General features: G+C 34.1%; 23 protein-coding genes. 17 read left to right on the top strand and 6 right to left on the bottom strand.

Annotation, left to right across the window (positions count from 1 at the left end; all coding sequences use genetic code 11):
- The first annotated feature begins 7 nt into the window (after positions 1–7).
- The 8 genes from EG348_RS08225 to EG348_RS08190 all read left to right on the top strand — a co-directional run bounded on the left by EG348_RS08225 (position 8) and on the right by EG348_RS08190 (position 9175).
- Positions 8–634, top strand: coding sequence for an NAD(P)H-dependent oxidoreductase (locus tag EG348_RS08225; RefSeq protein ID WP_123982363.1), 627 nt, complete (start codon positions 8–10; stop codon positions 632–634).
- Positions 635–665: 31 nt separating this feature from the next.
- Positions 666–2237 (top strand): L-aspartate oxidase, encoded by a 1572-nt coding sequence (gene nadB / locus EG348_RS08220; RefSeq protein ID WP_123982361.1) that lies wholly within the window; start codon positions 666–668, stop codon positions 2235–2237.
- Positions 2238–2249: 12 nt separating this feature from the next.
- Positions 2250–2885: a hypothetical protein gene (locus tag EG348_RS08215; RefSeq protein WP_123982359.1), complete on the top strand. Its 636-nt coding sequence runs from the start codon at positions 2250–2252 to the stop codon at positions 2883–2885.
- A 10-nt stretch (positions 2886–2895) separates the two neighbouring features.
- On the top strand, positions 2896–3756 hold the full coding sequence (gene nadC, locus EG348_RS08210; protein ID WP_123982357.1) for a carboxylating nicotinate-nucleotide diphosphorylase: 861 nt from the start codon (positions 2896–2898) through the stop codon (positions 3754–3756).
- Between the two features lie 209 nt (positions 3757–3965).
- Entirely contained in the window at positions 3966–6569 is a 2604-nt protein-coding gene (locus tag EG348_RS08205; RefSeq protein ID WP_123982355.1) for a TonB-dependent receptor, read from the top strand.
- Positions 6570–6665: 96 nt separating this feature from the next.
- Complete coding sequence (locus tag EG348_RS08200; RefSeq protein WP_123982353.1) at positions 6666–7097, top strand: hypothetical protein; 432 nt, start codon at positions 6666–6668, stop codon at positions 7095–7097.
- 32 nt (positions 7098–7129) lie between these two features.
- Complete coding sequence (locus tag EG348_RS08195) at positions 7130–8122, top strand: aspartate-semialdehyde dehydrogenase (protein ID WP_123982351.1); 993 nt, start codon at positions 7130–7132, stop codon at positions 8120–8122.
- Between the two features lie 54 nt (positions 8123–8176).
- Entirely contained in the window at positions 8177–9175 is a 999-nt protein-coding gene (locus tag EG348_RS08190; protein ID WP_123982349.1) for a cation diffusion facilitator family transporter, read from the top strand.
- Between the two features lie 144 nt (positions 9176–9319).
- Here the strand turns inward: EG348_RS08190 and EG348_RS08185 are convergent, their stop codons facing one another.
- Positions 9320–9757, bottom strand: a complete 438-nt coding sequence (locus tag EG348_RS08185) for an exosortase F system-associated membrane protein (protein WP_123982347.1) — start codon at positions 9755–9757, stop codon at positions 9320–9322.
- A complete protein-coding gene (gene xrtF, locus EG348_RS08180) occupies positions 9744–10274 on the bottom strand; it encodes an exosortase family protein XrtF (RefSeq protein ID WP_123982345.1) in 531 nt (176 codons plus the stop codon). The genes EG348_RS08185 and xrtF overlap by 14 nt, the downstream gene beginning before the upstream one ends.
- A 50-nt stretch (positions 10275–10324) precedes the next feature.
- Between xrtF and EG348_RS08175 the strand changes: the two genes are divergently transcribed.
- From EG348_RS08175 to EG348_RS08150, 6 genes are all read left to right on the top strand, one after another.
- A complete protein-coding gene (locus EG348_RS08175; protein WP_123982343.1) occupies positions 10325–11344 on the top strand; it encodes an aminoglycoside phosphotransferase family protein in 1020 nt (339 codons plus the stop codon).
- Between the two features lie 120 nt (positions 11345–11464).
- Entirely contained in the window at positions 11465–11872 is a 408-nt protein-coding gene (locus tag EG348_RS08170; protein ID WP_123982341.1) for an RNase adapter RapZ, read from the top strand.
- 83 nt (positions 11873–11955) lie between these two features.
- Positions 11956–12669: a nucleotidyltransferase family protein gene (locus EG348_RS08165; protein ID WP_123982339.1), complete on the top strand. Its 714-nt coding sequence runs from the start codon at positions 11956–11958 to the stop codon at positions 12667–12669.
- A gap of 8 nt (positions 12670–12677) precedes the next feature.
- Positions 12678–13430, top strand: coding sequence for a TIGR00730 family Rossman fold protein (locus EG348_RS08160; RefSeq protein ID WP_123985040.1), 753 nt, complete (start codon positions 12678–12680; stop codon positions 13428–13430).
- Between the two features lie 60 nt (positions 13431–13490).
- Positions 13491–13961, top strand: a complete 471-nt coding sequence (locus EG348_RS08155; RefSeq protein WP_228414847.1) for a DUF6702 family protein — start codon at positions 13491–13493, stop codon at positions 13959–13961.
- Between the two features lie 71 nt (positions 13962–14032).
- Positions 14033–14551 carry a hypothetical protein gene (locus tag EG348_RS08150; protein WP_123982335.1) on the top strand — a complete coding sequence of 173 codons (519 nt, stop codon included), beginning with the start codon at positions 14033–14035 and terminating at the stop codon, positions 14549–14551.
- 50 nt (positions 14552–14601) lie between these two features.
- Here EG348_RS08150 and EG348_RS08145 read toward each other — a convergent pair whose 3' ends face one another.
- Both EG348_RS08145 and EG348_RS08140 read right to left on the bottom strand, forming a co-directional pair.
- Entirely contained in the window at positions 14602–15912 is a 1311-nt protein-coding gene (locus tag EG348_RS08145) for a DUF5689 domain-containing protein (protein ID WP_123982333.1), read from the bottom strand.
- A 35-nt stretch (positions 15913–15947) separates the two neighbouring features.
- Positions 15948–18815, bottom strand: coding sequence for a carboxypeptidase-like regulatory domain-containing protein (locus tag EG348_RS08140; RefSeq protein WP_123982331.1), 2868 nt, complete (start codon positions 18813–18815; stop codon positions 15948–15950).
- A gap of 238 nt (positions 18816–19053) precedes the next feature.
- On the opposite strand from EG348_RS08140, the gene EG348_RS08135 reads away from it, so the two are divergent.
- Entirely contained in the window at positions 19054–20247 is a 1194-nt protein-coding gene (locus EG348_RS08135; RefSeq protein ID WP_123982328.1) for an endonuclease, read from the top strand.
- 183 nt (positions 20248–20430) lie between these two features.
- Here EG348_RS08135 and EG348_RS08130 read toward each other — a convergent pair whose 3' ends face one another.
- Positions 20431–21027, bottom strand: coding sequence for a superoxide dismutase (locus tag EG348_RS08130; protein ID WP_123982326.1), 597 nt, complete (start codon positions 21025–21027; stop codon positions 20431–20433).
- Positions 21028–21228: 201 nt separating this feature from the next.
- Positions 21229–23142 (bottom strand): transcription termination factor Rho, encoded by a 1914-nt coding sequence (gene rho, locus EG348_RS08125; protein ID WP_123982324.1) that lies wholly within the window; start codon positions 23140–23142, stop codon positions 21229–21231.
- Between the two features lie 144 nt (positions 23143–23286).
- Here rho and EG348_RS08120 point away from each other — a divergent pair, with 144 nt between their 5' ends.
- Both EG348_RS08120 and EG348_RS08115 read left to right on the top strand, forming a co-directional pair.
- A complete protein-coding gene (locus tag EG348_RS08120; protein WP_123982322.1) occupies positions 23287–23676 on the top strand; it encodes a DUF4293 family protein in 390 nt (129 codons plus the stop codon).
- Positions 23677–24011: 335 nt separating this feature from the next.
- Entirely contained in the window at positions 24012–24932 is a 921-nt protein-coding gene (locus EG348_RS08115; RefSeq protein WP_123982320.1) for a M28 family peptidase, read from the top strand.
- Positions 24933–25085: the final 153 nt, after the last annotated feature.

Below are 25085 nucleotides of genomic sequence, written 5' to 3'. Positions count from 1 at the left end.
TTGTCATATGAATTATTTGGAAGCTTTAAGCAGAAGATATTCTGTAAAGAAATTTAACAACGAAATCATTCCTCAGGAAACCCTTCACAACATTCTTGAGTCAGGAAAGCTGTCTGCAAGTTCTCTTGGTCTCCAACCCTACAAAATCATCGTGGTGGAGAGTGAAGAGATGAAGCAAAAATTAATTCCGGCATTTTACAACCCATCACAAATTTCTACATGCTCTCATCTTATTGTCATTATTTCAAAAAAGACAATTGGAGAAAGCTATATTCAAGGTTATTTTAATCATATTTCTGAGGTACGAGATGTTCCGTTAGAGAACCTCGATCTTTTCAAAAACAGTATCAATCAACATATTAACAGACAAAACAATGATGAAATTTTCAACTGGGCAGAAAAACAGTCTTATATAGTTTTAGCAAACTTAATGTATGCTGCGGCTATCGAAAATATTGACACCTGCCCCATGGAAGGCTTCCGCCAGGATCTGATTGAAGAAATTCTAAACATCGATCCTGAAACAGAAAAAGTGACTGTCACTCTGGCATTAGGTTACCGTTCTGAGGAAGATCATTTCCAACACATGAAAAAAGTAAGAAAACCAAACGAAAAATTGTTTAAATTTATTTAATTATTTAGACGATTGTACTTAAAGCAAGCATATGATAAAAGCGGATGTATTAGTAATTGGTTCCGGTATTTCGGGACTTTCTTATGCCATAAAAGTTTCTGAGCAACTTCCTGATGCCAAAATAATCATAGTAACAAAATCTGATGAAGACGAAAGCAACACCAAATATGCACAAGGCGGTTTAGCAGTAGTTACAGATTCTAAAAATGATAATTTCGAAAAACACATCGAGGATACCATGCGTGCCGGAGACGGTGAAAACAAACGCGATGTTGTAGAAATGGTCGTAAGGGAAGCTCCCGCAAGATTCAACGAGATCGTAGAATGGGGCGCTAATTTTGACAAGAAAAATGGAGAATTTGCTTTAGGAAGAGAAGGCGGCCATACCGAAAACAGAATTGTTCATCATAAAGATATTACAGGATTTGAGATCGAAAGAGCTCTTTTGGAAACAGCCAATAAAAGCCCAAATATTGAGATTTTAGATCATCATTATGTAATCGATATCATTACACAGCACCATGTTCCAGGCAAAGAATTAAATCAAGGGGATATCCATTGTTATGGAGCCTACATTCTAGATGAAAAATCTAAAACGATAAAAAAAATCACTTCCAAAATCACTTTAGTGGCAACAGGCGGAGCGGGACATGTTTACAAAAACACCACCAACCCAAAAATCGCAACAGGCGACGGAATTGCTTTTGTAGCCCGTGCGAAAGGTCAGGTTTCCAATATGCAGTATTACCAGTTTCATCCTACAGCTTTGTATAGCAAAATTGATGGAATGTTATTTTTAATTTCTGAAGCCGTCCGTGGTGATGGAGCAAAATTAAGAACAAAAAGAGGCGAAAAATTCATGCAGAAATATGATGAACGTGAAGAATTAGCTTCAAGAGATATTGTCGCAAGAGCTATTGACAACGAAATGAAAGTTTCAGGTGATGAATATGTAGGCTTAGACTGTCGCGATATGGATCACGAAAAATTTTTGGAACATTTTCCGAATATTTATAAAAAATGCAGAGAAGAAGCCATTGATCCTTTCACACAGCTTATTCCTGTAGTTCCGGCTTGCCATTATTTGATGGGTGGAATTGAAGTTGATAAAGATGGACAATCATCCATCAAAAACCTTTTCGCAGTTGGAGAATGTACAAATTCAGGCCTACATGGAGCTAACAGACTTGCTTCCAATTCCTTACTTGAAGGTTTAGTTTTCGGACACAATGCTGCGATGAAAACGATGGCATTGCTTAATGAAAATAATTTCAACTTTGATGATTTAAAAGCAGTTCCGGAATGGAATGAAGAAGGTATGAAGATCATGGATGAAATGGTGATCATTTCATATCTAAGAAAACAACTTCAGGAAATGATGAGTGACCTTGTCGGAATCGTAAGAAGTAACAAACGTTTAACTATGGCGCTACAAAAACATCAGGAAATTGCCGCCGCCGTTGACGAAATATACCATTACTCTATTCTTTCACCACAATTGTCTGAACTGAGAAATTTAACAACCGTTGCTCACCTCATCATCACTCAATCTATCGAAATGACCGAGAATAAAGGAGCGTTTTATAATAAAGACTTAGCTTAATTTCATCAATTAATGAAAACTCTGAATTTAAATATTCTTACAACAATCAATATCTTATTTTATTCAAGAATGATAATTTCATTGATTTGTGGTATTATATTAATGTATTTTTTTTCAGGTAGAGATTTTAAAGTGAATAATATTTTGGATGGGATTATTATGATGGGATTAATTCTTATAGCTGCAATTTGCGGGTTATATGGAATTACAATCATGAAGAAAATTTTAGTTCCACGATCAAAATATCCTTTAGTACTAAACCTTTTATGTAATATGAATGGTCTAGGCAAGCCGGATTATTATGGAAGTTTAAAATTTGATTTAAATAGCATCATTAAAGATAATAAGTTAAGATTAACATTATACTATGTTAATAATCACCAATATCCAATTTTAAGATTCGACAATAATAAAATCATTTATTATACTCAAGAATATAATTGGGAAACTTTTAAATGGAGTTATAAACTCATACCTCAAGGACGATACGAAAAACAAGTTCTAGAGTTCGAAGGAATTAATCAAAATAATACAAAAATAAAAGACAGTATAGAATTTGAAAAAATAAATGCACGAGAAAACGAAGTTCTGTTGCTTTTTATTATTCACGATCTATTGTTCGGAAAACGATCTTCCTTTTATTACTAAAATTAAAAATATGAAAAGACCAGCTTACGTTACAGATAAAGTTTTAAAACAATTTATAAAAAATGCTTTAGAAGAAGACATTCAGGATGGCGATCACTCTACCCTTTCCACTATTCCGAAAGATTTGGAACAAAGTGCGAAACTTTTAGTAAAACAAAACTGTATTTTGGCAGGTGTAGAATTGGCTGAAATCATTTTTAAAACTTTTGATAAAAACTTAAAAGTCGAGAATTTCATTAAAGACGGAACTCCCGCGAAGGTTGGAGACATAGCTTTTATCGTTACCGGAAGCGCAAGATCTATACTTTCCACAGAAAGACTTGTTTTAAACTGCATGCAAAGGATGAGCGGAATCGCAACCCTTACTAATGATTGGGATTCAAGATTGGTTGGAACAAAAACTAAATTGTTGGACACTAGAAAAACAACTCCTAATTTCAGAGTTTGCGAAAAATGGGCAGTTGCAATCGGTGGCGGAACCAACCACAGATATGGTCTTTACGACATGATCATGCTGAAAGACAACCACATTGATTACAACGGAAGCATCACCAATGCCGTAAAAATGGCAAAAGATTACATCAAGAAAAATAAAAAGAAATTAAAGATTGAGGTTGAAACCAGAAATCTTGAAGAAGTTGAAGAAGCTATCAAAGCAAAAGTTGACAGAATCATGCTTGATAACATGAATGTAAAAACGATGAAGCAGGCCGTAAAACTCATCAATGGTGCTTGCGAATCGGAAGCGTCCGGAGGAATTACCCGCGATATGTTAAAAGAAATCGCTGCTACAGGCGTTACTTATATCTCAGCAGGAGCCCTTACTCACTCTGCAGAGAATATTGATTTGAGTCTCAAAGCGGTGAAATAGCGTTGTATTTTTAACAAAAACAACCCCTATTTGTTAAAAATTCAATAATATGATTTTTTTCATGCGAAAATTCGATTTTAGTTTAAATTTCTAACAATCAAGAGCTTACAAGTTATTAAGATTGAATAAAAATTAACATACAGTTAATATTAGTTAAAATTTATTTCCCCAATTTTGCAGAAAATTAAATCTAACTATTACTAACGATTATGAAATTAATCAACAAATCGATACTGACTGTAGCTATTACGTTATCTACAGCTAGTGTTTATTACGCTCAAGAAACTAAAGACACTGTTAACTCAACTAGGTCTAAAGATATTGAGGAGGTAATCCTAAGAGGAGTTACTGATATCGCTAAAGATAGAAAAACTCCAGTAGCAGTTTCTACAATTAAAGCTGCACAAATTCTTGAAAGACAAGGAAACCAAGAGCTTGTAGAATTGCTAAACACAACGCCATCTGTATATGCTACAAAAGGTGGTGGTGGTTTCGGAGACTCTCAGATTACTATGCGTGGATTTGAATCTAGAAACATTGCAGTAATGGTAAACGGTATGCCTGTAAATGACATGGAAGGTGGTACTGTTTATTTCTCAAACTGGACTGGATTATCTGACGTTACAAGTACTCTACAAGTACAAAGAGGTTTAGGATCTTCAAAATTAGCTATTGCTTCTGTTGGAGGTACTATGAACTTCTTAACAAAATCTGCAGATATGAAAAAAGGAGGTGTAATAAGATTAGGTGTTGGTAACGACGACTATTTTAAAACATCTTTTGCATATAACACAGGTAAATCTAACGATGGATGGTCTTCATCTATCTTAATGAGCAGACAGGCAGGAGGTACTTATATAGAAAATACTGATTATGAGTCTTACGCTTATTATTTTGCTTTAGGTTGGGAACCAAACAAAAAACATAACTTCCAGTTTACTTTGACATCTGCACCTCAGTGGCACAATCAAAGAACTTACTCATCTACAATTCAAAACTACATTAATTTTAATCCAGATCGTGACGGATCACCATACAGACAATACAATTCTGATTATGGTTACTATACTGATGGTAGTGGTAATAAAGTAGCATTAGCTAACAGAGCAAATTATTACTCTAAACCAGTAATGATGTTAAACTGGGATTTTAACATTAATGAAAAATCAAAGTTAAGTACAGTTGCATACATGTCTAATGGTAGAGGTGGTGGAACCGGAGAAATAGGAAGAGTTGGAGGAAAAGGAATAACTAGCTTTTACGACACCAACGGACATTTTAATTATGATGCTATTTTTGCAGCGAATCAAGCTGTTAATGTAAATACTGCAGCTGCTTCAAGTACTTTAGTACGTAGATCAAGTATTAACTCTCACAACTGGTATGGTATCTTGGCTAACTTCCAACATAAAATTAATGACAATTGGAATTTCTCAATTGGTACTGATGACAGATATTATTATGGATATCACTATCAAGTAGTTTCAGACCTTTATGGAGCTTCAGGATATAAAGATTCTACTAATAAAAATATTGCTCCAAAGGTTGTTAGTAAAACATATGATTATCAACAACTTTCTTGGAATCCATTTGGAGGAAAAACAGCTCCAATTGAAGATCAAATAGGATACAGTAATGACGGAGAAGTAATCTGGTACAGTGGTTTTGGTCAAGTTGAATATTCTAAAAACAATTTATCAGCATTCTTACAAGGGTCAGTATCTAACCAAGGATATCAAAGAATTGATAACTTCATTCAGGATGGAGTAACAAAACAACAAGGCCAAACTGTTAATACTAAAACAGGATTCAAAAACCTTTTTGGATATAACATTAAAGGAGGAGCTAACTATAACATCAATGAAAATCATAACGTTTTTGCAAACGTTGGGTATTATAGCAAACAGCCTTTCTTCAATTCTGTTTATCCAAGTAACTTCCAAGTAGTTAATCCAACTTTAACTAATGAGAAAATTTTCTCTGCTGAAATTGGTTATGGTTTCAGATCCTCAAACTTTAGTGCTAACGTTAACGTATACAGAACTTCTTGGGGAGACAGATGGTTAAGAAGAACTAACCAAGTTTTCACATTACCAGACAACACTACAGCTACTGGATATGCTGAGATCAGTGGTATTACTGAAATTCACCAAGGAGTAGAGTTTGATGCAACTTATAAAGTGACAAACTTCTTGGAGCTTCAAGGTATGTTCTCTTGGGGAGATTACTATTATAAAGGTAATGCAACAGGAGCTGCATTTGATGACAACAACAACCCACTTACTTTATCCGGTTCTTCTACATCTACAACTCTTTATTTAGATAAAGTAAAAGTTGGAGGAACGAGCAACAACAGTATCCCGCAAATGACAGCGTCATTAGGAGCTACTGTAAAACCAGTAAAAGATCTTAGTATCTTTGGAACTTGGAGATATGTTGGGAAATTGTACTCTTCAATTGATATTGCAACATTCTCTAACCAAGCTGCACAAGAAAAGGGCGTAATGCAATTACCTGATTTCAACTTATTTGATTTAGGAATTTCTTACAAGATCAGACTAAAAGATGCTGCTCAATACTTCACAGTGGGAGCAAACGTTTACAACTTGTTTGATACAACTTACATTTCTGATGCTTCTACAAATCTTGCTCCAACAGATGTTCCTACAACATTAGCTGATGGAGTAACACCAAATACAGCTAAGAAATCTTACCAAGATCTTGGATATATGTATGACGGTATTGCCACCGGTAACAGAGTATTATTCGGATTCGGAAGAACATGGGCTGCAACATTATCATTCAACTTCTAATTATATAAAAACATTAGATTTTATAAATATCAATCCCGGCTTATCGCCGGGATTTTTGCTATATTTGTGTACTAGAAAAAAAGAAAAATTAGGATTATGGATTTTTACAAGATTTTATTGAGTGCCCACAAGGGATTTGGGTATTTAGAGCTTCTATTAGTAACATTATTTATTATTGCATTATTGGCTACCATGTTCGGTTTCAGCGGTAAAGTGAATAAATTTTTAAAGAAGACTACCCTTTTCACAATGATCTTCTTTCACGTTCAATTCTTAATTGGAATCATTATGTTGATTACTAATTTTACAAAAGGTTTGGACATGGGATCAGTAATGAAAAACGCTGATTTAAGATTTCAATATGTAGAACACCCATTTTCTATGCTAATTGCAGCGGTATTGATGACGATCATCAATAAAAAAGTAAAATCTAGCGATACTATTTCTTTGAAAATTGTAATTATGGGATTAATTGCAGTTGGTCTATTTGCATTCGCATTTCCATGGACAAGAGTCTTTGGAGCTTAATTATATATTAATTTAAATTTTTTAATCAAACAATGAAAGTAGCTGTAGTAGGTTCAACAGGAATGGTTGGACAAGTGATGCTTAAAGTTCTCGAAGAGAGAAATTTCCCTGTAACAGAATTAATTCCGGTAGCTTCGGAAAGATCTATTGGTAAACAGGTGAAGTATAAACAGGTAGATTACACTATCGTAAGCATCGATGACGCTATAGCTGCCAAACCTGATATCGCAATTTTCTCGGCTGGAGGTTCAACATCTCTTGAATATGCCCCGAAATTTGCTGAAGCAGGCATTACAGTGATCGATAATTCTTCAGCTTGGAGAATGGATCCTGATAAAAAATTAGTGGTTCCGGAAATCAATGCAAATGTATTGACGAAGGAAGATAAAATCATTGCAAATCCGAACTGTTCTACGATTCAGTTGGTGATGGTTTTAGGTCCATTAAACAAAAGATATGATTTAAAAAGAGTAATTGTTTCTACTTACCAATCTGTGACAGGAACCGGTAAAGCTGCTGTAGATCAATTAAACGGAGAAATAAACGGAGATGAGTCTGTTGCAAAAGTATATCCTTATCAGATATTCAAAAATGCATTGCCTCATTGTGATGTCTTTTCTGATGATGATTATACGAAGGAAGAAATTAAATTAATGAAAGAGCCTAAGAAAATTTTAGGTGACGATACATTTAATTTAACGGCAACTGCAGTAAGAGTTCCGGTTCAGGGAGGACATTCTGAAAGTGTAAACATCGAATTTGAAAATGAATTTGAACTTGATGAAGTAAGAAAAATCTTATCTGAAACTCCGGGAGTAATTGTAATGGATAACGTTAAAAACAACGAATATCCAATGCCATTATATTCAGAAGGGAAAGACGAGGTTTTTGTGGGAAGAATCAGACGAGACCTCTCCCAGCCCAAAACACTGAATCTCTGGATTGTAGCAGACAATCTGCGAAAAGGCGCTGCAACCAACGCAGTACAGATCGCAGAATACCTGGTAGCAAACAACTTAGTATAAACTAACAAAATAAAAAAGAGTCTCAAAATTGAGATTCTTTTTTTTATCAAACTTATGAACGTTCAGAAGAATATCAATAAAGATAAAATAGGCTTTCAAAAATGGATTGCTGCTTTTGGAGTTATTTTATTCATCGGTAAAATCATTGCATGGAAATTAACTAATTCCGATGCCGTGTTTTCTGATGCAATGGAAAGTATCGTTAATGTCATCAGTGCGTTTATGGGACTGTACTCCTTACATCTTGCAGCAAAACCAAAGGACGAAGACCACCCTTACGGCCACGGAAAAGTAGAATTCGTAACATCGGGAATAGAAGGTGCTTTGATCGCCATTGCGGGTATTATGATCATCTATGAAGGAGCAAACAGCCTAATAACAGGAAAAATATTAAACAAACTTGATTGGGGAATCTGGATCATCGCCGCAACAGCAATTATAAATTATTTCCTCGGCTATATTTCCATTAAAAAAGGGGAAAATGAAAATTCATTAGTTCTTATCGCTTCCGGAAAACATCTGCAGTCGGACACTTTTACAACATTGGGTGTTGTACTCAGTTTAGTGATCGTTTATTTTACTAAAATTTATTGGATAGATTCTGCTGTTGCTTTAATTTTCGGGATTTATATCATTTTTGTAGGCTATAAAATCGTCCGCAAATCGTTAAGCGGGATTATGGATGAACAAGATCCTGACTTATTAAATCAAATCGTTGCAGTTCTTGAAAACAACAAAAAAACAGAATGGATTGACATCCACAACATGAAGATCCAACAATTTGGAGCCTCTTTACATATCGATGCTCATATCACACTTCCTTGGTATTACACCCTTCGGGATGCCCATAAAGAAATGGAAAATGTAATTATTCTTTTAGCTAAAAATACAAAACGAACCGTGGAATTTAATTTTCACATGGATGATTGCAGAACTGTTTCATGTCCTGTCTGTCAGATCAAAGACTGCCCTGTTCGCGAAAGAGAATTTGTAAAAAGAGTGGAATGGACGGCCGAAAATGTAACAAGAGAAGTCAAACACACTGTTGAATAATTTCAATTCAGGTAAAATGTTTTTAAGTTTTGGCTAAAGCCAATTGATGGGATTATTTTGTTTAAACGGGCTAAAGCCCGCTCCTATTGATGAAAAAATTAGTGTTATCCGTGAAAAATATTAGTGAAATTTGTGTTTAAAACCCTATTTAACTTCTTTCCCAATTTGCTTTCTATAATAAAACAACGGGATAATCAAAAGCAAAATCAAAGGCTGAATCACAAACCTTCTCATATAAAAGGAAAACAGATAACCAATTTCAAATCTGTCAGAAATACAATACAGATAAATCGGGAACGTAATTAAGAAAATTATGGTGATCAGAAAAGCTCCCTGAATAGTCCATTCTTTATTTTTAAATATAAAATGAATGATCACACACGAGAAAAATAAGTTTAAAATAAACCTGAAAAGATGCCCGATAATTAATTTCCCCCATTCAAAATCAGGAAAAGGAATATTTTTATTGGCTTCATGGAAATAGTTGAGAAAAGGATCATAGAAAATCCTGTCTTCAAGAGCTCTTACACCTATAAGTCCGAACACTCCTATTATTACGAGAAACCAACTAAGAATTTTCATTTTTTAAAGCAAAGAATTTAATCCAGACAAGCCAAAGTAAAACCACAGTTCCGTAAATCACAGCCGGAAAAGCATAATCATGTGCCATTTTTCCGTATTCTTTATGATCCGTAAATACTATATTCAAACCTGCGATCCTAAGGACATTCATAACATGAAGCAGCAAAAGACCAATTAACACAAAAACAAATGTTTTAAAGCCTTTATAAAAAGCAAAAACAAAAGACGCAAACAAAATCATGACAGAAACAGCATTACAACCCTCCACCATTTTTGTTGCATAGCCCGTTTTCACATGAAACCAAACCGACTCTCCTGCAACATCATCATATAATTTTGTAGGATAATTCATAGCATTCTGAACAGACATTACCTGATCGGCGATCATTTTTGAAAAAGAATCGAGACCCATTCCTTTAAAACCATTCAGATAAAACTGATACGCAAAAAGCAACACCAAATAGATGATGATGAAACGCAATAAAATGCTTAAAACTGGTTTAAAATCCTTTAGCATATCGCAAAGATAAAAAATCAACTGATATTTAGTATATTTGTTTCCATATTATGACTTCCGAAAACGCAAAACGATTTTTTGAAAACTATATCGGTGAAAAATCTTATGAGTTCATCACATTAGCCCAAAGCGGTTCTGCAAGGGTAAATTTCGTGGCAAAATCCGATAACAAAAAGTACATTATCACTTACAATGAGAATCTTCCGGAGAATGAAAGTTTTTTTTATTTTTCAGAAATATTTTCTCAATTAAACCTTAATACTCCTACTATTTTCAACATTTCTGATGACCGGAAAATATATATTCAGGAGTTTTTAGGTGGAAATACACTTTCTGAGATTATTTCAAAAGAAGGTTTATCCGAGAATGTAAAATCTTTGGTAAAACAGACGTTGGAAAAACTTTTTCAGCTTCAAATTCAGACGCAGGGGAAAATAGATTTCAACAAAACTTTTGAATATGAAAGTTATGATGAACTTCCTGTCATCCACGATTTATATTACTTTAAAAATTTCGTGGCCGATGTTCTGGAACTTGAATATCACAAGTCTACTCTATTGAAAGAATTTAAAAATATCGTCAACCTCATCGAAAATCTTAAACCAAAAGGATTAATGATCCGTGATTTTCAGGCGAGAAATTTGATGGTGAATGAAAATAATGACGTTTCATTCATCGATTATCAGTCTGCGATGAAAGGGCCGTTGATGTACGACGTTATTTCTTTTCTGTTTCAGGCTAAAGCAAATTTTCCTGAAGATTTTAAAAATGAAATGCTGGAATTTTATATTCAACAATTTGAAAATAAAGAAACCCAACTTCAACTAAAAGACTCGGTTAAACCAATTCAGTTGATGAGATTTTTACAGGTTTTGGGAGCTTATGGTTTCAGAGGATTAATTCAAAGGAAACAACATTTCATTGCAAGCATAGAAAAAGGGATTGAAAATATTACAGAATTTGCTCAGACTTGGGAAAATATGAAAGATTATCCCGAGCTTGAAAAAGTGATACAACAATTGAGTTTAGATAAAACGAAATTGAAAATTGATGAAATTTTAAAAACATAAAGCCGAACGATCTCTTTAAACAAAAAACTAAGCTTAGATTCCTACGGAATGACAAAAGAGACAGAAAAAATTAATGATAAACAATGAACTTAACTGTTCAAAATTTAAAAAATAAAGAAAATGCTACACATAGACATCCACAGTTTTTCATACAAAAAAGGAGGAATTCCTAAAGACGAATCAGGAAACGGAGGTGGTTTCACTTTCGACTGCAGAGGAATTTTGAATCCCGGAAGAGTTGAAGAATATAAAATTCAGACAGGAAACGACATCGGCGTTCAGGAATATCTTGAAACAAAAACCGAAATGCCCAAATTTTTAGAACTTATAAAAAGCATGGTTTCTATCAATATCGATAATTATCTGGGAAGAGGATTTGAAAACCTACAGATCAATTTTGGGTGTACGGGTGGACAACACAGATCGGTTTATTCTGCGATCAAAATTGCTCAGTTTATTGAAGAAAAATATGGCGATAAAGTTGAGATCAGCCTTCACCATGACGAACAACACCAACTGAATTCATAAATGATAAGCCATAAATTATAAATGATTAATTTAAACCATTTATTTTTTATCAATTATCATTCATCACTTATCAATTATAAATAATGAAGGCTTTAATTTTTGCAGCAGGAAAAGGTACCCGTCTGAAACCCTTTACAGATCATCATCCAAAAGCTTTGGCTAAGGTGAATGGTATTCCGCTTTTAGAAAGAAATATTAACTATTTAAAAAGTTTCGGGATCAATGATTTTGTCATTAACATCCATCATTTTGGAGATCAGATAGTTGAATTTTTAAGGAAAAACAATAATTTCAATTGCAATATTGAAGTTTCGGATGAAGCCAATGAACTGCTGGAAACCGGCGGTGGTTTGATTTTTGCTAGAAAATTCCTTGATCATGGGGAAGATTTTTTAATCATGAATGCTGATATTTTAACCAACATCAATATTACAGATATGGTGAAGTACCACAAAAAGATAAAAGATTTTGCTACTTTAGCCGTTTCGGATAGGGAAAGTTCAAGAAAACTGCTTTTCAACGATGAATTGGTTTTAAGAGGCTGGCTCAATGTACAAACCGGCGAACAAAGGCTGGCAGAGTTCAATAAGGGATTCAAGGCTTTAGCTTTTAGCGGTGTACATTGTATCAACCCTATCATTTTTAACAAAATAAAAAGAACAGGCAAATTTTCTGTTATGGAAGAATATCTGGATCTGATGCAGACCGAAAAAATACACGGTTTTGTACACGACAGCATCCTGATAGATGTAGGAAGACCAGAATCTGTAATAGAAGCCGAAAAACATTTTAAATAATCTTCATGATGGAACTTGATGGCACAAGGGATGAAAGTTTAGTAAATCCGGAACTTGATATTAACGAAACAAAACTTCACAACAGTTTAAAGCAAAAAGCATGGGACGAGATCGTTACCAAGGATAGCTGGATGGTTTTCAAGGTGATGGCAGAATTTGTGGACGGTTATGAAAAACTGGCTAAAATTGGTCCTTGTGTATCTATTTTTGGGTCTGCTAGGCTAAAGCCTGAAAGTAAGTATTATGAAATGGCGGTAGAAATTGCCGAAAAAATAACAAAAATAGGTTTCGGAATCATCACCGGAGGCGGCCCCGGAATTATGGAGGCCGGAAACAAAGGTGCTTTCAATGCTAAAGGAAAATCGATCGGTTTAAATATTGATCTGCCTTTTGAACAGCATTTCAACCCTTACATCAACAAGTCCTACTCCATGAATTTTGATTACTTCTTCGTAAGAAAAGTAATGTTTGTAAAATATTCTCAAGGTTTTGTCGTAATGCCGGGAGGATTCGGTACCTTGGACGAGCTTACGGAAGCAATGACGTTAATTCAAACCAACAAAATAGGGAAATTCCCGATTGTTTTGGTAGGATCTGAATTTTGGGGCGGATTATTAGACTGGTTTAAAGCAACTTTGTTAAAAGAAAAAATGATCGCAGAAGATGATCTTGATCTTTACAGAGTGGTAGACACTGCTGATGAAGCAGTTGCACATATCAAAGCGTTTTACGATAAGTATTCTGTGAACGTGAATTTTTAATTGGCATATTATTTGTGAACTATAAACAACAATCATATGATTGAAAATCTATTAATTAAGATGAAAAAACTTTTATATATATCAGGATTATTAACATTTTTTGTGTTAATGAGTTTCATGAATGTAGACTTTTTCTCTTCAATGACTAAAGTTGATTATATTGATGGAAGCAAGACGTTGAAGTTTACCACAAAGATGAATACGAACCATATTTCGGATGCCATAAAAATAAATCCTAATACAGCAGGATTTGAAGCGGAAGTAAAGAAATATGTAAATAATAACTTTGACGTGTACGTTAATGGTTCTCCAAAGACGATTACCTTCACAGGTAGCCAGGTAAGCGGGGAAACAGTTTGGGTATATTTTGAAACCAGCGGAGTTTCAGACATAAGTACCTTGAAAATTAAAAATACAATACTTTTAAGCGCTTTTCCGAAGCAGATTAACTTGGTTAATATTGCTTACAAGGGAAGTCAAAAAACAATGAACTTTCAACGAGGAAAAGAAGTGAATGAAGTTTCTTTTTAAAAAGAGAAACTTTAATTTAAATAATAGACCACTGTATTTTGCAGTGGTTTTTTTTGAGTAAAATTTAAAGCATGAAATATTATCTATTAAACAATAAACAGATCATATTCTTTTACGCATTTTCTAGGCAAATCGATTTATCATTAGATAGAACTAGATGGACATCTTTCAAAAATTTACAATATTATTACTCTGATAAAGTTTCTCCAGAACATATTATTAAATATTTAAACAATATCTCTTATGAAGAAAAATCAATAACAAGAATTAATAAATTTAAGTTTTTGTTCAAAAAAGGATTAAGAGAAGAAGAATTTGAATATTTCAAGAATCTTCTATTATTATTTGATAAATTTCTTAAATCTAATGAGATAAATTACACTATACAAATGGAAAAATTAAGAATAGATATAGCAGTATTTTACAATAATGTCTTGGGTTCAAAAATATCAAGAAAAGACCTGAAAAGAACAATGAAAATTGAGCATTATTACCAAAATCCTTTAATTCAAACCATTGAATTAAAAGAATTCGTACCAGATAATTTTGAAGATAACTTATTATTAAGTAGTAGAATTAATTCATACTAACAAAAAAACCGCCTTTCAGCGGTTTTTATATATTTGGTATTTATGTTTTATTAGTTACCAACTACTCTTACGTTATCAAGCTCCCAAGTTGCAGCAGCTGTTGTTGTAGAAGTATATTTAAATGCAATACGAACATTTTTGTTTGCAAAAGCATTTAAGCTGATATCACCTGAATATGTCCAAGTATTGAATTGCGCATTATTAGGATCTAAAATCGCTGATAAAGGTGTCCAAGTAGTTGTAGTAGGGTTACCACTGTAGTTATCTGTTACAAAAACTTCAATTGGGTTTCCTGCATATCTTACGTCTGTTTCAAAAGATAATGATGCTGAAGTAAATCCTTGTAACGAAATATCTTTGGAGATCAACCAGTCTTCATTAGAATTATTAACACCAGCAAAACCATTCATCACAACACAAGGTTTAGGATTTCCAAACTGTTGGATATTCCAAATCTGAGCTCCTGTAACGCTTACTGCATCCCAATTATCTGTAAGAGTACCATCGAAGCTTTCAAAGAAGAATCTTTTTCCTCCAAAGTTTACATCTTTAGTACTTCTTATAAGCATTTGCCAAGAAGTAATATAACGACTTACAACGAAAGTAAGGTCACCTTTTCCTTCAGGTACTAAAGTAGAACCGAAACTAGCAAAACCGGAGTTTCTGATTATTGTAGTATTTCCAGATTGGTCAACAATATTTCTATCTGTATCAACTCCTGCTCCTGCTACATAGTTTAGATATTTCTTACCTATTTCTCCTGCTGCAAACTGTACATTCGGAACTTTAACCAGCATGTTGATGTATTTCTCGTCCTGAGCAATTTTAAGAGTTGCTAATTCCAAAGGCTTCATTGCAGCGATATCAAGACCGTTTCCTGTACAAACACCTGAAACATATCTGCTAACTAAAGATCCCGGAATTCTTCCGATATCAAAACTTTGATCTACTGAACCAATTTTCACAGCCCCTCTGTCTGTACCTAGTCTAAGACCTCTAGCATTAATTCTAATATGCGCTCCTACAGGAAAATCTGCATAGTTACTCGCTCTGTCAACCTCAATTTGAAGACCTACTGTAGGATTTTCAGGTTTATCCTGGAATGAAATTGTTTTATAGAAATTTCCGTTTTCATCAGAAGAAACTACATAACCGTCAAAAATTTGGTCTGTATTAATTAAAATATATCCTGTAGTCGGAGCCTGTGCTTTGAAAGCTGCCATCGTTATGTTGGTCGCAGCAAATTTATTCTCACATTTGATTGGTGGTGTCTCCCACTCATCTTTTTGCACACAAGATGTAATAGAAATTGCGGCAAATGCAATTCCTGTTACTAAATTAAAATATTTCTTTATGTTCATTTTAATAATTTTTAAAGTAGTTATTCGTATTTTTCTTAAAATCTAAACTGTAAATTCACAAAATATGATCTTCCCTGAGTGTACCAGTATTTCGGAGCAAACAATGAAAATTCTCTGTCCAGATCCTGAGAAAAAGTAGGATACTTAGCATTTCTTGTTTGTTCAAAACCTCCTGTAATATATCTTTTGTTATCTAAAATATTATTAACCGATGCAGAAATCAGAACATAATATTTACCGATCACCCAAGATTTTCCTGCATTAGCGTTGAAGAAGAATGAAGAAGGTAATTTATTGGGTTCTAAAACTCTTCTAAGATCAGATTCCGTTAAACCGTAAAACGGTGTAGAAGTCGTACTGTTTTGAGTAAACGACTCTGTTCTGATTAATGAAGATGGATCAAGATAATTATCATCAAAATAATTCCAGTTGGCACCTACCCACCAATATTTAGGGTTGTTGTAACGGAAACCTAATGAGAAAGCCTGTTGAGGAGTTCCTCCCTGACGATAGTTTTTAATATAAGATTTACCTACGCTTGTATAAGAAAGTCCGTTGGCAAAAACACCCGCAGCATCAGATGCAAAGTAAGTCATCGGATCATTTTTGTAAGTATACTGTCCGTAACTTGCTAATCCCTGTAAAGATAAAGTAGGAATAACTTTAACATCAAATCCTAATTCTACCCCCATATTTCTTTTCTTTACATCTGTCATCACCTGAGTTACAAAAGCACTCTGCACGTTGGTTTGGTTACCATCTGCATCTACACTTTCCAAAGGAATACCATCAGCAAAGAATCTCTGTACTGTCGTTTCGTTGTTTGTATCTACCAAGAAACCTGTTAATCTCATTTTTAAGAATGGTGTAGAGATCACATAACTAAGGTCATTAGCATTAACAACCATATTCTTAACATTAGGAGCGGTAGATCCGTTTACCCTAGGGTTAATGAATAAATCCTCTAAGAATGGCGCCTGAGAATAATATGCTCCGTTGTATACAATGAAGTTTCTACCATTCACTTTATAGACAGCCTGCCCTTTCATTCCATAAGTCCAGAAGTTATAATCAGCTCCTTTTCCTTTAGAATCTTTGTATAAATAATGATTGAATAATCCTTCTCTGCTTGAAGTAGAATACCCTGCCATCACAGAAACAAATACATCAAACTTTCCTGTAGAAAATTTCAATCCTGGATTTACCTTTACTTCCTGTCTTCTGAAAATGTAATCGTAAGTCATTCTATCACCTACTTTTTTTGTCACATTTTGTTCTCCTTCATTATATAAACCAGATTTCCCTGGTTGGTTTGTTGCTGCAAATGGGTCTCTGTTCAGTACAAAATCAGCACCTAAAAGATCATTTACTTCTCTGTATTGTTCAGAACGGTAGTTTTGATAAGATACATTTAATAAAAATTTAGTTGTATCATTAAAATTGTGAATAAAATGCGTTGCAGCATTCCATATTTTATCATCACTTACGTCATTTACAAGATAATACAAAGCTCTTTTTCCTGTTTGACCATAATAATTATCAATAGGCTGCTGCATATTTCTTCTGTACAATCTGTCCCAGTTTAGTTGAGTAACATTTGGGTCTCCCGACTGCCATCCTGCCAAAGAAGTCTGATACGCATCCTGAGACGTCGTTGTAACTCCATTTGGACCTAAAACTGAAGCATTAGGATCTAAAGAATCATAATAACTTGGTAAGTTTCTGTAATAAGTTGGCGATGGGTTTTGTACATTCTGCCAGTCTAAACGAGAACCTTTGTCTTTTCCAAACTGATAAGAAACGGACGTCCAAAGACTTGATTTTTTATTGATTTTCCAGAAATCCTGAAGCTGGAATAAAGGCTGAAAGCCTTTTCTTACTCTTTCACTTCTCTGTTCGCCATTCTGATATCCCCAATAAGAATTATAATGTACACCTCTGTAATCATAAACCTCCTGAGTGCTCGGACTCGCGGTAGATCTTCTGTAAGGCGCACCAATAGCATTAAATGTTATGGTATGGTTATCGTTAATTTTTTTCTCTATGCCTACGTACGCACCGTAAGCATCGTAGAATGTTCCTTCCTGAATTCCTTCTTCTGCCCATCTTCTGGCTCCCATTACCGTAAATGCCCATCCTTTTTTGCTCATTCCTGAGGTATATCGTAGAGAGGTTCTATTTCTGTAATTTCTGTTCGTTAAAGATTGAGTGAACTGGAAGCCTTTTCTATACTCACTAGCCTTCGTATTTTTATAAACAACCGAACTATTTCCACCGAATGCATATTCTGACGGTGAATGATTTGCCGAAATTTCAGGGTATCTTGTGATCTCATTAAGACCACCCCAGTTTCCAAAATCAACATTACCATTATCAGATTTAACCATAGAAACACCATTCAACATAGATTCTCCCGATCTTCCGTCAATTCCTCTTGGACGAAACCAGTAAAATCCTAAATCAAATGCAGCAATTCGACTGAAAACATCCTGAGAAGACTGTAGCAAACCTACTGTAGAAGCCTGACTGCCGCCGCCATCATCATCGTCATCGCTGTCTATGATCGCCAATCCCTGATCTGCGTTTGTAAGAGTAGGATAAAGAATAATAGCTCCTAAATCCTTTCTTTTCTCTTCACTGGTTACGTCAAACTCCATTACTTTTGTTTCGTAATTCGGTTTCGCAATCATAATTTGGTAATGTCCCGGCTGCAAATCAACAAACTGGAAGTATCCAATTTTATCGGCCGTTACATCATTGTCGTTCCCTTTTAGATCTACTTCCGCCCTTTCAACGGGTTTCCCGTCAGCATCTTTAAGATACGCAAAAACTGTAGTCTGCGCAAAGTAAAATGAAGCGGGAAGTAAAGTAAATAAAGAGACTAATGATAGTTTTTTAATCATGAGTATATTATTTTTTTAAATACTTTTTACCTTAATTATCAATAAGTTAAAACTTGGGGGCACAAATTTAGTCAAAATTTATAATTAACAACTTTTTTAACAATATTTTTTCTTAACATTGCAAGCTTTTAAGACAAAAGCTTGCAGCTGTTCATTAAATTATTATAAATTTACAAATAATTAAAACCGAAAGAGTTAAAAAAAAGTAAATTTGTCGATTAATTAATTTTAATTTTAAATGAGAAAATTTTTAAGTTTTTTTGCCGTGATTTTTTCGGTAATGGCTTTCGCACAACAGCAAGGTGGTAAGTTGAGAAAGGTTGCCGCAGTAGGTTTCTTGAATGTAGAAAATTTATGGGATACGATACGTTCTGCAGATTATATAGATGGCACAAAAGACATAAAAAATCCGGCTTTTCACAGAAGCATTCCTTTAGATTCTATTAAATTTTTAGAAGCTGAAAAATATGATGGAACTTGGAGCGACACTGCTTTAAAGGGTAAAAAAGCTGTAAGATACCAAAGTGGATCTGAAGAATTTACACCAAGCAGCGGTAAAAATTATAATACTAAAATTTATAAAGCAAAATTGGCTAATGAAGCTAAAGTAATCTCTGAACTTGGCTCACAATATACAAAAACGGCTCCTGCAGTAGTTGGTTTGATTGAGGTTGAAAACAGACAGGTAATTGACGACCTTGTGAAACAACCTGCTTTAGCAAAGTTCGATTACGGAATTATTCATTACAACTCCTATGATTACAGAGGAATTGATGTTGCTTTGATCTATCAGAAAAGAAGATTTACCGTAACAAATTCTCTAAAAAAAGAGTTGAAGGTTTACGGAGATAACGGAAAAAGAGAATATACAAGAGATATTTTAGTTGTTACAGGCTTCCTTGATAATGAAAAAGTGGCTTTCTTCATGAACCACTGGCCTTCAAGAAGAGGTGGCGAGGCTATTTCTTTACCAAAAAGAAATGCAGCTGCAGCTTTACTGAAACAGCAAATGGACAGTATAAGAACAGCAGATCCATCAACGAAACTTTTTGCCATGGGAGATTTTAACGATGACCCTGTAAGTTCAAGTTTAAAAAATCATTTAAAAGCTCAGGCGAGTCCTAAAGATTTAAGCGATGCAAATCCTTATCTTAACTTAATGTATCCTTTATACAAAAAAGGAATTGCGTCTTTGGCTTATCAGGATGCGCCAAACTTGTTTGATCAGATTATTGTTTCTAAGAATTTGATTTCTGATCAGGTAACTAAAGAATATTCTGTTTTTAAAGCTGAAATTTATGCTCCGGCATATTTAGTCAATAAAGAAGGAAATTATAAAGGCTATCCTTTCAGATCCTGGAACGGCGATCAATTTACAGGAGGTTACAGTGACCACTTTCCGGCATTTGTGATCCTTCAAAAAGAACCTTAAAATATAAAGCACTCGATCAGGGTGCTTTTTTTATTTAAATTTATGAGTATGAAAATTTAATTCTAATAGTATTCAGCCTACTGATTCCTTTTAGTTGTTTATCATAAAGTGATCAGGAAAGTTACAAGACAATAAAAAAGGTTCAGAAAATTCTGAACCTTTTATTTTTATATCGCCTGAAGATTATTTGTTGAATAATTCCTCAACTTTATCCCAGTTTACAACAGAGAAAAACGCTGAAACATAATCAGGTCTTCTGTTTTGGTAGTTTAAATAATAAGCGTGCTCCCAAACGTCTAATCCTAAAACCGGAGTTCCTTTAACGTCTGCAACAGGCATTAATGGGTTGTCTTGGTTTGGAGTAGAAGAAACAGAAACAGTACCATCAGCATTTTTAACTAACCAAGCCCATCCAGAACCGAATCTTGTTTTAGCAGCTTCAGAAAAATCAGTTTTGAATTTTTCAAGACCACCGTAAGCTTCAATAGCAGCTTTTACGTTTCCTACAGGCTCATTGCTTCCTCCTGGAGTTAAAACTTCCCAGAATAAAGAGTGGTTGAAGTGACCTCCACCGTTATTTCTTACTGCAGGCTTGTCAGTTCCAGTCTGGCAAATCTCTTCGATTGTTTTTCCTGCTAATTCTGTACCTTCAATTGCTTTATTTAAATTGTCGATATATGCTTGGTGATGTTTTGTATGGTGAATCTCCATAGTTTTTGCATCAATAGTTGGCTCTAATGCATCGTAAGCATATCCTAATTTTGGTAATTCAAATGACATAATTTTATTTTTAATGTTATAATTCAAAGTTAGCCAATAAATGACCGATTATCAAAAATTGGGGATTATTTTAATAAATCTTTAACATTGATAGACTAGATTCTATCATACTTTTAATTAAAAAATTTAAGTTTAGAAAAATTCAAAACAAAAAGCACAGATATAAAACCTGTGCTTCTCATTTAACAATATTAAATTAAATTATTTATTCATGGACATCAAGAACTCTTCATTATTTAAAGTTCCTCTGATGTTTTTATTTACGAATTCCATTGCTTCAATAGGATTCATTTCAGAAAGATATTTTCTGAAGATCCACATTCTCTGAGAAGTAACCTCATCAAGCAATAAATCATCTCTTCTTGTGCTTGAAGAAATAAGATCAATAGCAGGATAAATTCTTCTGTTAGCAATTTTTCTGTCTAATTGAAGCTCCATGTTTCCGGTACCTTTGAATTCTTCAAAAATAACTTCATCCATTTTAGAACCTGTATCGATCAATGCTGTTGCAATAATCGTTAAAGATCCACCACCTTCAATCTTTCTTGCCGCTCCGAAGAATCTTTTCGGCTTGTGAAGAGCATTCGCATCAACACCTCCCGAAAGAACCTTACCAGATGCAGGCGTTACCGTATTGTAAGCTCTTGCTAATCTTGTAATTGAGTCTAATAAAATCACAACATCGTGTCCGCATTCAACCATTCTCTGAGCTTTCGCTAAAACAAGATTGGCCACTTTTACGTGTTTGTCTGCTGCTTCATCAAATGTAGATGCAATAACTTCCGCATTTACACTTCTTTCCATATCGGTAACTTCTTCAGGACGTTCGTCGATCAAAAGAACCATCATATATACTTCCGGGTGATTGGATGCGATAGAATTAGCAATATCTTTCAATAACATCGTTTTACCGGTTTTCGGCTGTGCAACGATCATTGCTCTTTGTCCCTTCCCTATTGGCGCGAATAAATCAACAATTCTTGTAGACATTGTAGAGTTATCTCCTGCCAAGTTGAATTTCTCTTCAGGGAAAAGCGGAGTTAAATATTCAAAAGCAACACGATCTTTGATAAATGCAAGATCACGGCCGTTGACTTCTACTGGTTTTAATAAAGAAAAATATTTTTCTCCTTCTTTTGGAAGTCTTACAATACCTCTTACGGTATCACCAGTTTTCAATCCGAAATTTCTGATCTGTGCAGTAGAAACATATACATCATCCGGAGAAGAAATATAGCTAAAATCTGAAGAACGTAAAAATCCGTAGTTATCTGGTAATATTTCTAAAACCCCTTCAATACTAACCATTCCATCAAAATTGAACTCCTTTCTATGGTGTTCTTGATGATCTTCGCTTCTGTCAGAATTCCTGTTTTGATTTTGATTAGGGTTCTGATTCTGATTCGAATTTTGGTTTTGGTTTTGGTTTTGCCCTTGGTTAGGATTTTGAGCCTGACCTTGATTAGGATTCTGATTGGAACTCTGACCTTGGTTTGGGTTTTGATTTTTATGCTGATTTCCACTGTTCTGTGGATGGTTTTGTCCTTTTTGAGGTCTAGCCTGCTGTTGTTGTTGAGGGCTACTAGGCTTTTCTTCGGCGGCTGGAGCAGATTCCTGAGATTCTGCGTTTTTAGGAGCTTGTGTTTTTTCCTGAACAGGGTTTTCTACATTGCTTGTATTTGTAGGAAGCCTTTTTCTTTTTTTCCTTGCTGCTTCTGCCTTCGCTGCCGCATCATCATCTGCAGTTTCAGTTTTCGGAGCTTGTGGCTTTACTTCTTCGGAAACAATTTCTTTTTCAACAGCTTTTTCTTCTTCTTTTGGTTTTGTTTCTACCGGAGCTTTAGCTTCAGGCTTTGGTTTCGGCGTCCTTTTCGGAGCAGCCTTTTTTACAGGAGCTTTCGCTTCTTTTTCTGGCGGATTTTCTTCAGTATTCATACTGCTTTCTGTGGCGTTGAAATAATCTTTTGCAACTTTAGGGTTAGAAGCCTGAAAATCAAGAACTGCAAAGATTTTATCATTCTCATTGCTGTTTCTTGCAACTTTAACGCCCAAATCCTTTAAGATTTTAGTCAGTTCCGTTACGGATTTTGACCTTAACGTTTCTATGTTAAACATATTTAATGTAAAAATGTAATTAATTGTGAGTAAGAAAAGTAAGTCCGGTGACTATTGTTTTCAAGTACATTGTATAATGCAAATCTACACTTATTTTTGAATTGTGCAAAATTTATACTACTTTTGCCTAGAATTAAATATTCAATGCTACAAAGAATACAGACTATATGGGTTTTTCTGGCAGTTTTAGCTGCTGTTTTTCTATTCGTTACAGGACAAGATGTTGCCGTTTTCGGTACCATTCCTGTGATAAATATTGGTAGTGTGGTACTTGTTTTGGTTGGATTACTGAGTATATTCAGCTTTAAAAATAGAAAAAGACAAATTTTGCTGAATAATATCAGCATCATTATAAACGTTTTGTTGATTGGTGTATTGGCGTACTGGATACTAAACTTACCCGGAGGAATTCAACTTCCTGAGAAGGGTATTGAGCCGATTTTTCCTTTAATCGCGACTATTTGTCTGCTTATTGCAAACATATATATCCGCAAAGATGAGAGGCTCGTGAAATCTGTAGACAGACTTCGATAACCTAAACAACGATTTTTTGAGTAGGAACAGCTTCTTTTTGGGAGCTGTTTTTTTATGTTTTTATTGTATTAATTTATAGTAAGGCTAGACAAGATTTTTTATTTATTTGAATATTTTAAAATAAAACAAAGCCTCTTAGCTTATTTTGGGAAAACTAAATAATCATCAAATTGTATTACTTTAATAAGTTTACGCCTTAGTTTACCTTAAAAAAAATAGAGAATTAAAGAAAATATTTGTCCAGCATTGTGATAAAAGAAGCCAGCTAAAATTTTATACAAATTATTGCAACATTTTATTTTAAATTGCGACAGATTATTAAAATTTATCTATCCATGAAAAAACTAGCTTATCTTACACTATCCCTTTTCTCAGCATTTGCTTTCGCACAGGAAGTTTCTAAGGAAAGAATAAACACTATAATTTCCACCTTGGCTTCAGATGAAATGAAAGGCCGTGAAATCGGAACTCCTGAGAATGAGAATGCAGCAAATTACATCGCAAAGCTTTTTGAAGAAAATAATTTAGAATACTGTACTGGTAATTCTTACTTGGTTCCATTTAATTACAAAGGAAAAACGGCTTATAATGTTTGCGGTGTTCAAAAAGGAAAAACAGATAAATATCTAGGTTTCTCTGGACATTTCGATCACATCGGAATGAACAATAAAAGCGGCGATAATATCTATAACGGAGCTGATGATGATGCAAGCGGAATTACAACCTTAGTCGGAATCTCAGACTATTTCAAAAATAAAAAACCTGAATTCTCAATGGTTTTTATGGCATTTAACGGTGAAGAAAAAGGGATGCTGGGCTCTACAGCAATCGCTGATGATAAAAATTTAGATAAAATATATAATAACTTATATGCACTATTCAATTTTGAAATGGTAGCTACAGAATCTCAATTCGGGAAAAATGCAGTATTCATGACGGGTGATGAGTTTTCGGATCTTGATGAACTTTTCAATAAAAATGCAGTGAACGGATTAAAGATCAATGCTGATCCTTATGCTTCTGAACAATTATTTTACAGATCAGATAATGTAAACTTTGTGAAAAAGAAAATTATCGCTCACTCAATTTCAACAGCTGATATGACGAAAATTAAACATTACCACCAAGTGAATGACGATGTAAGCATTGTTGATTTTAATAATATGAGTCAAATTATTAATAATTTTGGGAAGACATTGGAAAAATTAACTCCTAAGAACTTTGCTCCGAAATATAATGATAAAGTGAAGTTTTAATAAAAATAAAAGAGTGTTACCCTATAAAGGTAGCACTCTTTTTATTAGAATCCATACCTTATTTAAGAATACACTGTAACAAAAAAGTTTCTATTGGTACATATTACTTAAAGTAAAATAGGATTTAGAACGTCTTATCATTATATTTTAATT

Origin of the sequence: Chryseobacterium sp. G0201 (assembly GCF_003815655.1) — a bacterium.
In the GTDB taxonomy this organism is placed as follows: Bacteria; Bacteroidota; Bacteroidia; order Flavobacteriales; family Weeksellaceae; genus Chryseobacterium.
This window is presented reverse-complemented; position numbering and strand designations above follow the sequence as displayed.

Coding starts and splice junctions, on each gene's coding strand:
- EG348_RS08225 (WP_123982363.1), top strand. CDS start 8: ATGAATTATTTGGAAGCTTTAAGCAGAAGATATTCTGTAAAGAAATTT.
- nadB (WP_123982361.1), top strand. CDS start 666: ATGATAAAAGCGGATGTATTAGTAATTGGTTCCGGTATTTCGGGACTT.
- EG348_RS08215 (WP_123982359.1), top strand. CDS start 2,250: ATGAAAACTCTGAATTTAAATATTCTTACAACAATCAATATCTTATTT.
- nadC (WP_123982357.1), top strand. CDS start 2,896: ATGAAAAGACCAGCTTACGTTACAGATAAAGTTTTAAAACAATTTATA.
- EG348_RS08205 (WP_123982355.1), top strand. CDS start 3,966: ATGAAATTAATCAACAAATCGATACTGACTGTAGCTATTACGTTATCT.
- EG348_RS08200 (WP_123982353.1), top strand. CDS start 6,666: ATGGATTTTTACAAGATTTTATTGAGTGCCCACAAGGGATTTGGGTAT.
- EG348_RS08195 (WP_123982351.1), top strand. CDS start 7,130: ATGAAAGTAGCTGTAGTAGGTTCAACAGGAATGGTTGGACAAGTGATG.
- EG348_RS08190 (WP_123982349.1), top strand. CDS start 8,177: ATGAACGTTCAGAAGAATATCAATAAAGATAAAATAGGCTTTCAAAAA.
- EG348_RS08185 (WP_123982347.1), bottom strand. CDS start 9,757: ATGAAAATTCTTAGTTGGTTTCTCGTAATAATAGGAGTGTTCGGACTT.
- xrtF (WP_123982345.1), bottom strand. CDS start 10,274: ATGCTAAAGGATTTTAAACCAGTTTTAAGCATTTTATTGCGTTTCATC.
- EG348_RS08175 (WP_123982343.1), top strand. CDS start 10,325: ATGACTTCCGAAAACGCAAAACGATTTTTTGAAAACTATATCGGTGAA.
- EG348_RS08170 (WP_123982341.1), top strand. CDS start 11,465: ATGCTACACATAGACATCCACAGTTTTTCATACAAAAAAGGAGGAATT.
- EG348_RS08165 (WP_123982339.1), top strand. CDS start 11,956: ATGAAGGCTTTAATTTTTGCAGCAGGAAAAGGTACCCGTCTGAAACCC.
- EG348_RS08160 (WP_123985040.1), top strand. CDS start 12,678: ATGGAACTTGATGGCACAAGGGATGAAAGTTTAGTAAATCCGGAACTT.
- EG348_RS08155 (WP_228414847.1), top strand. CDS start 13,491: ATGAAAAAACTTTTATATATATCAGGATTATTAACATTTTTTGTGTTA.
- EG348_RS08150 (WP_123982335.1), top strand. CDS start 14,033: ATGAAATATTATCTATTAAACAATAAACAGATCATATTCTTTTACGCA.
- EG348_RS08145 (WP_123982333.1), bottom strand. CDS start 15,912: ATGAACATAAAGAAATATTTTAATTTAGTAACAGGAATTGCATTTGCC.
- EG348_RS08140 (WP_123982331.1), bottom strand. CDS start 18,815: ATGATTAAAAAACTATCATTAGTCTCTTTATTTACTTTACTTCCCGCT.
- EG348_RS08135 (WP_123982328.1), top strand. CDS start 19,054: ATGAGAAAATTTTTAAGTTTTTTTGCCGTGATTTTTTCGGTAATGGCT.
- EG348_RS08130 (WP_123982326.1), bottom strand. CDS start 21,027: ATGTCATTTGAATTACCAAAATTAGGATATGCTTACGATGCATTAGAG.
- rho (WP_123982324.1), bottom strand. CDS start 23,142: ATGTTTAACATAGAAACGTTAAGGTCAAAATCCGTAACGGAACTGACT.
- EG348_RS08120 (WP_123982322.1), top strand. CDS start 23,287: ATGCTACAAAGAATACAGACTATATGGGTTTTTCTGGCAGTTTTAGCT.
- EG348_RS08115 (WP_123982320.1), top strand. CDS start 24,012: ATGAAAAAACTAGCTTATCTTACACTATCCCTTTTCTCAGCATTTGCT.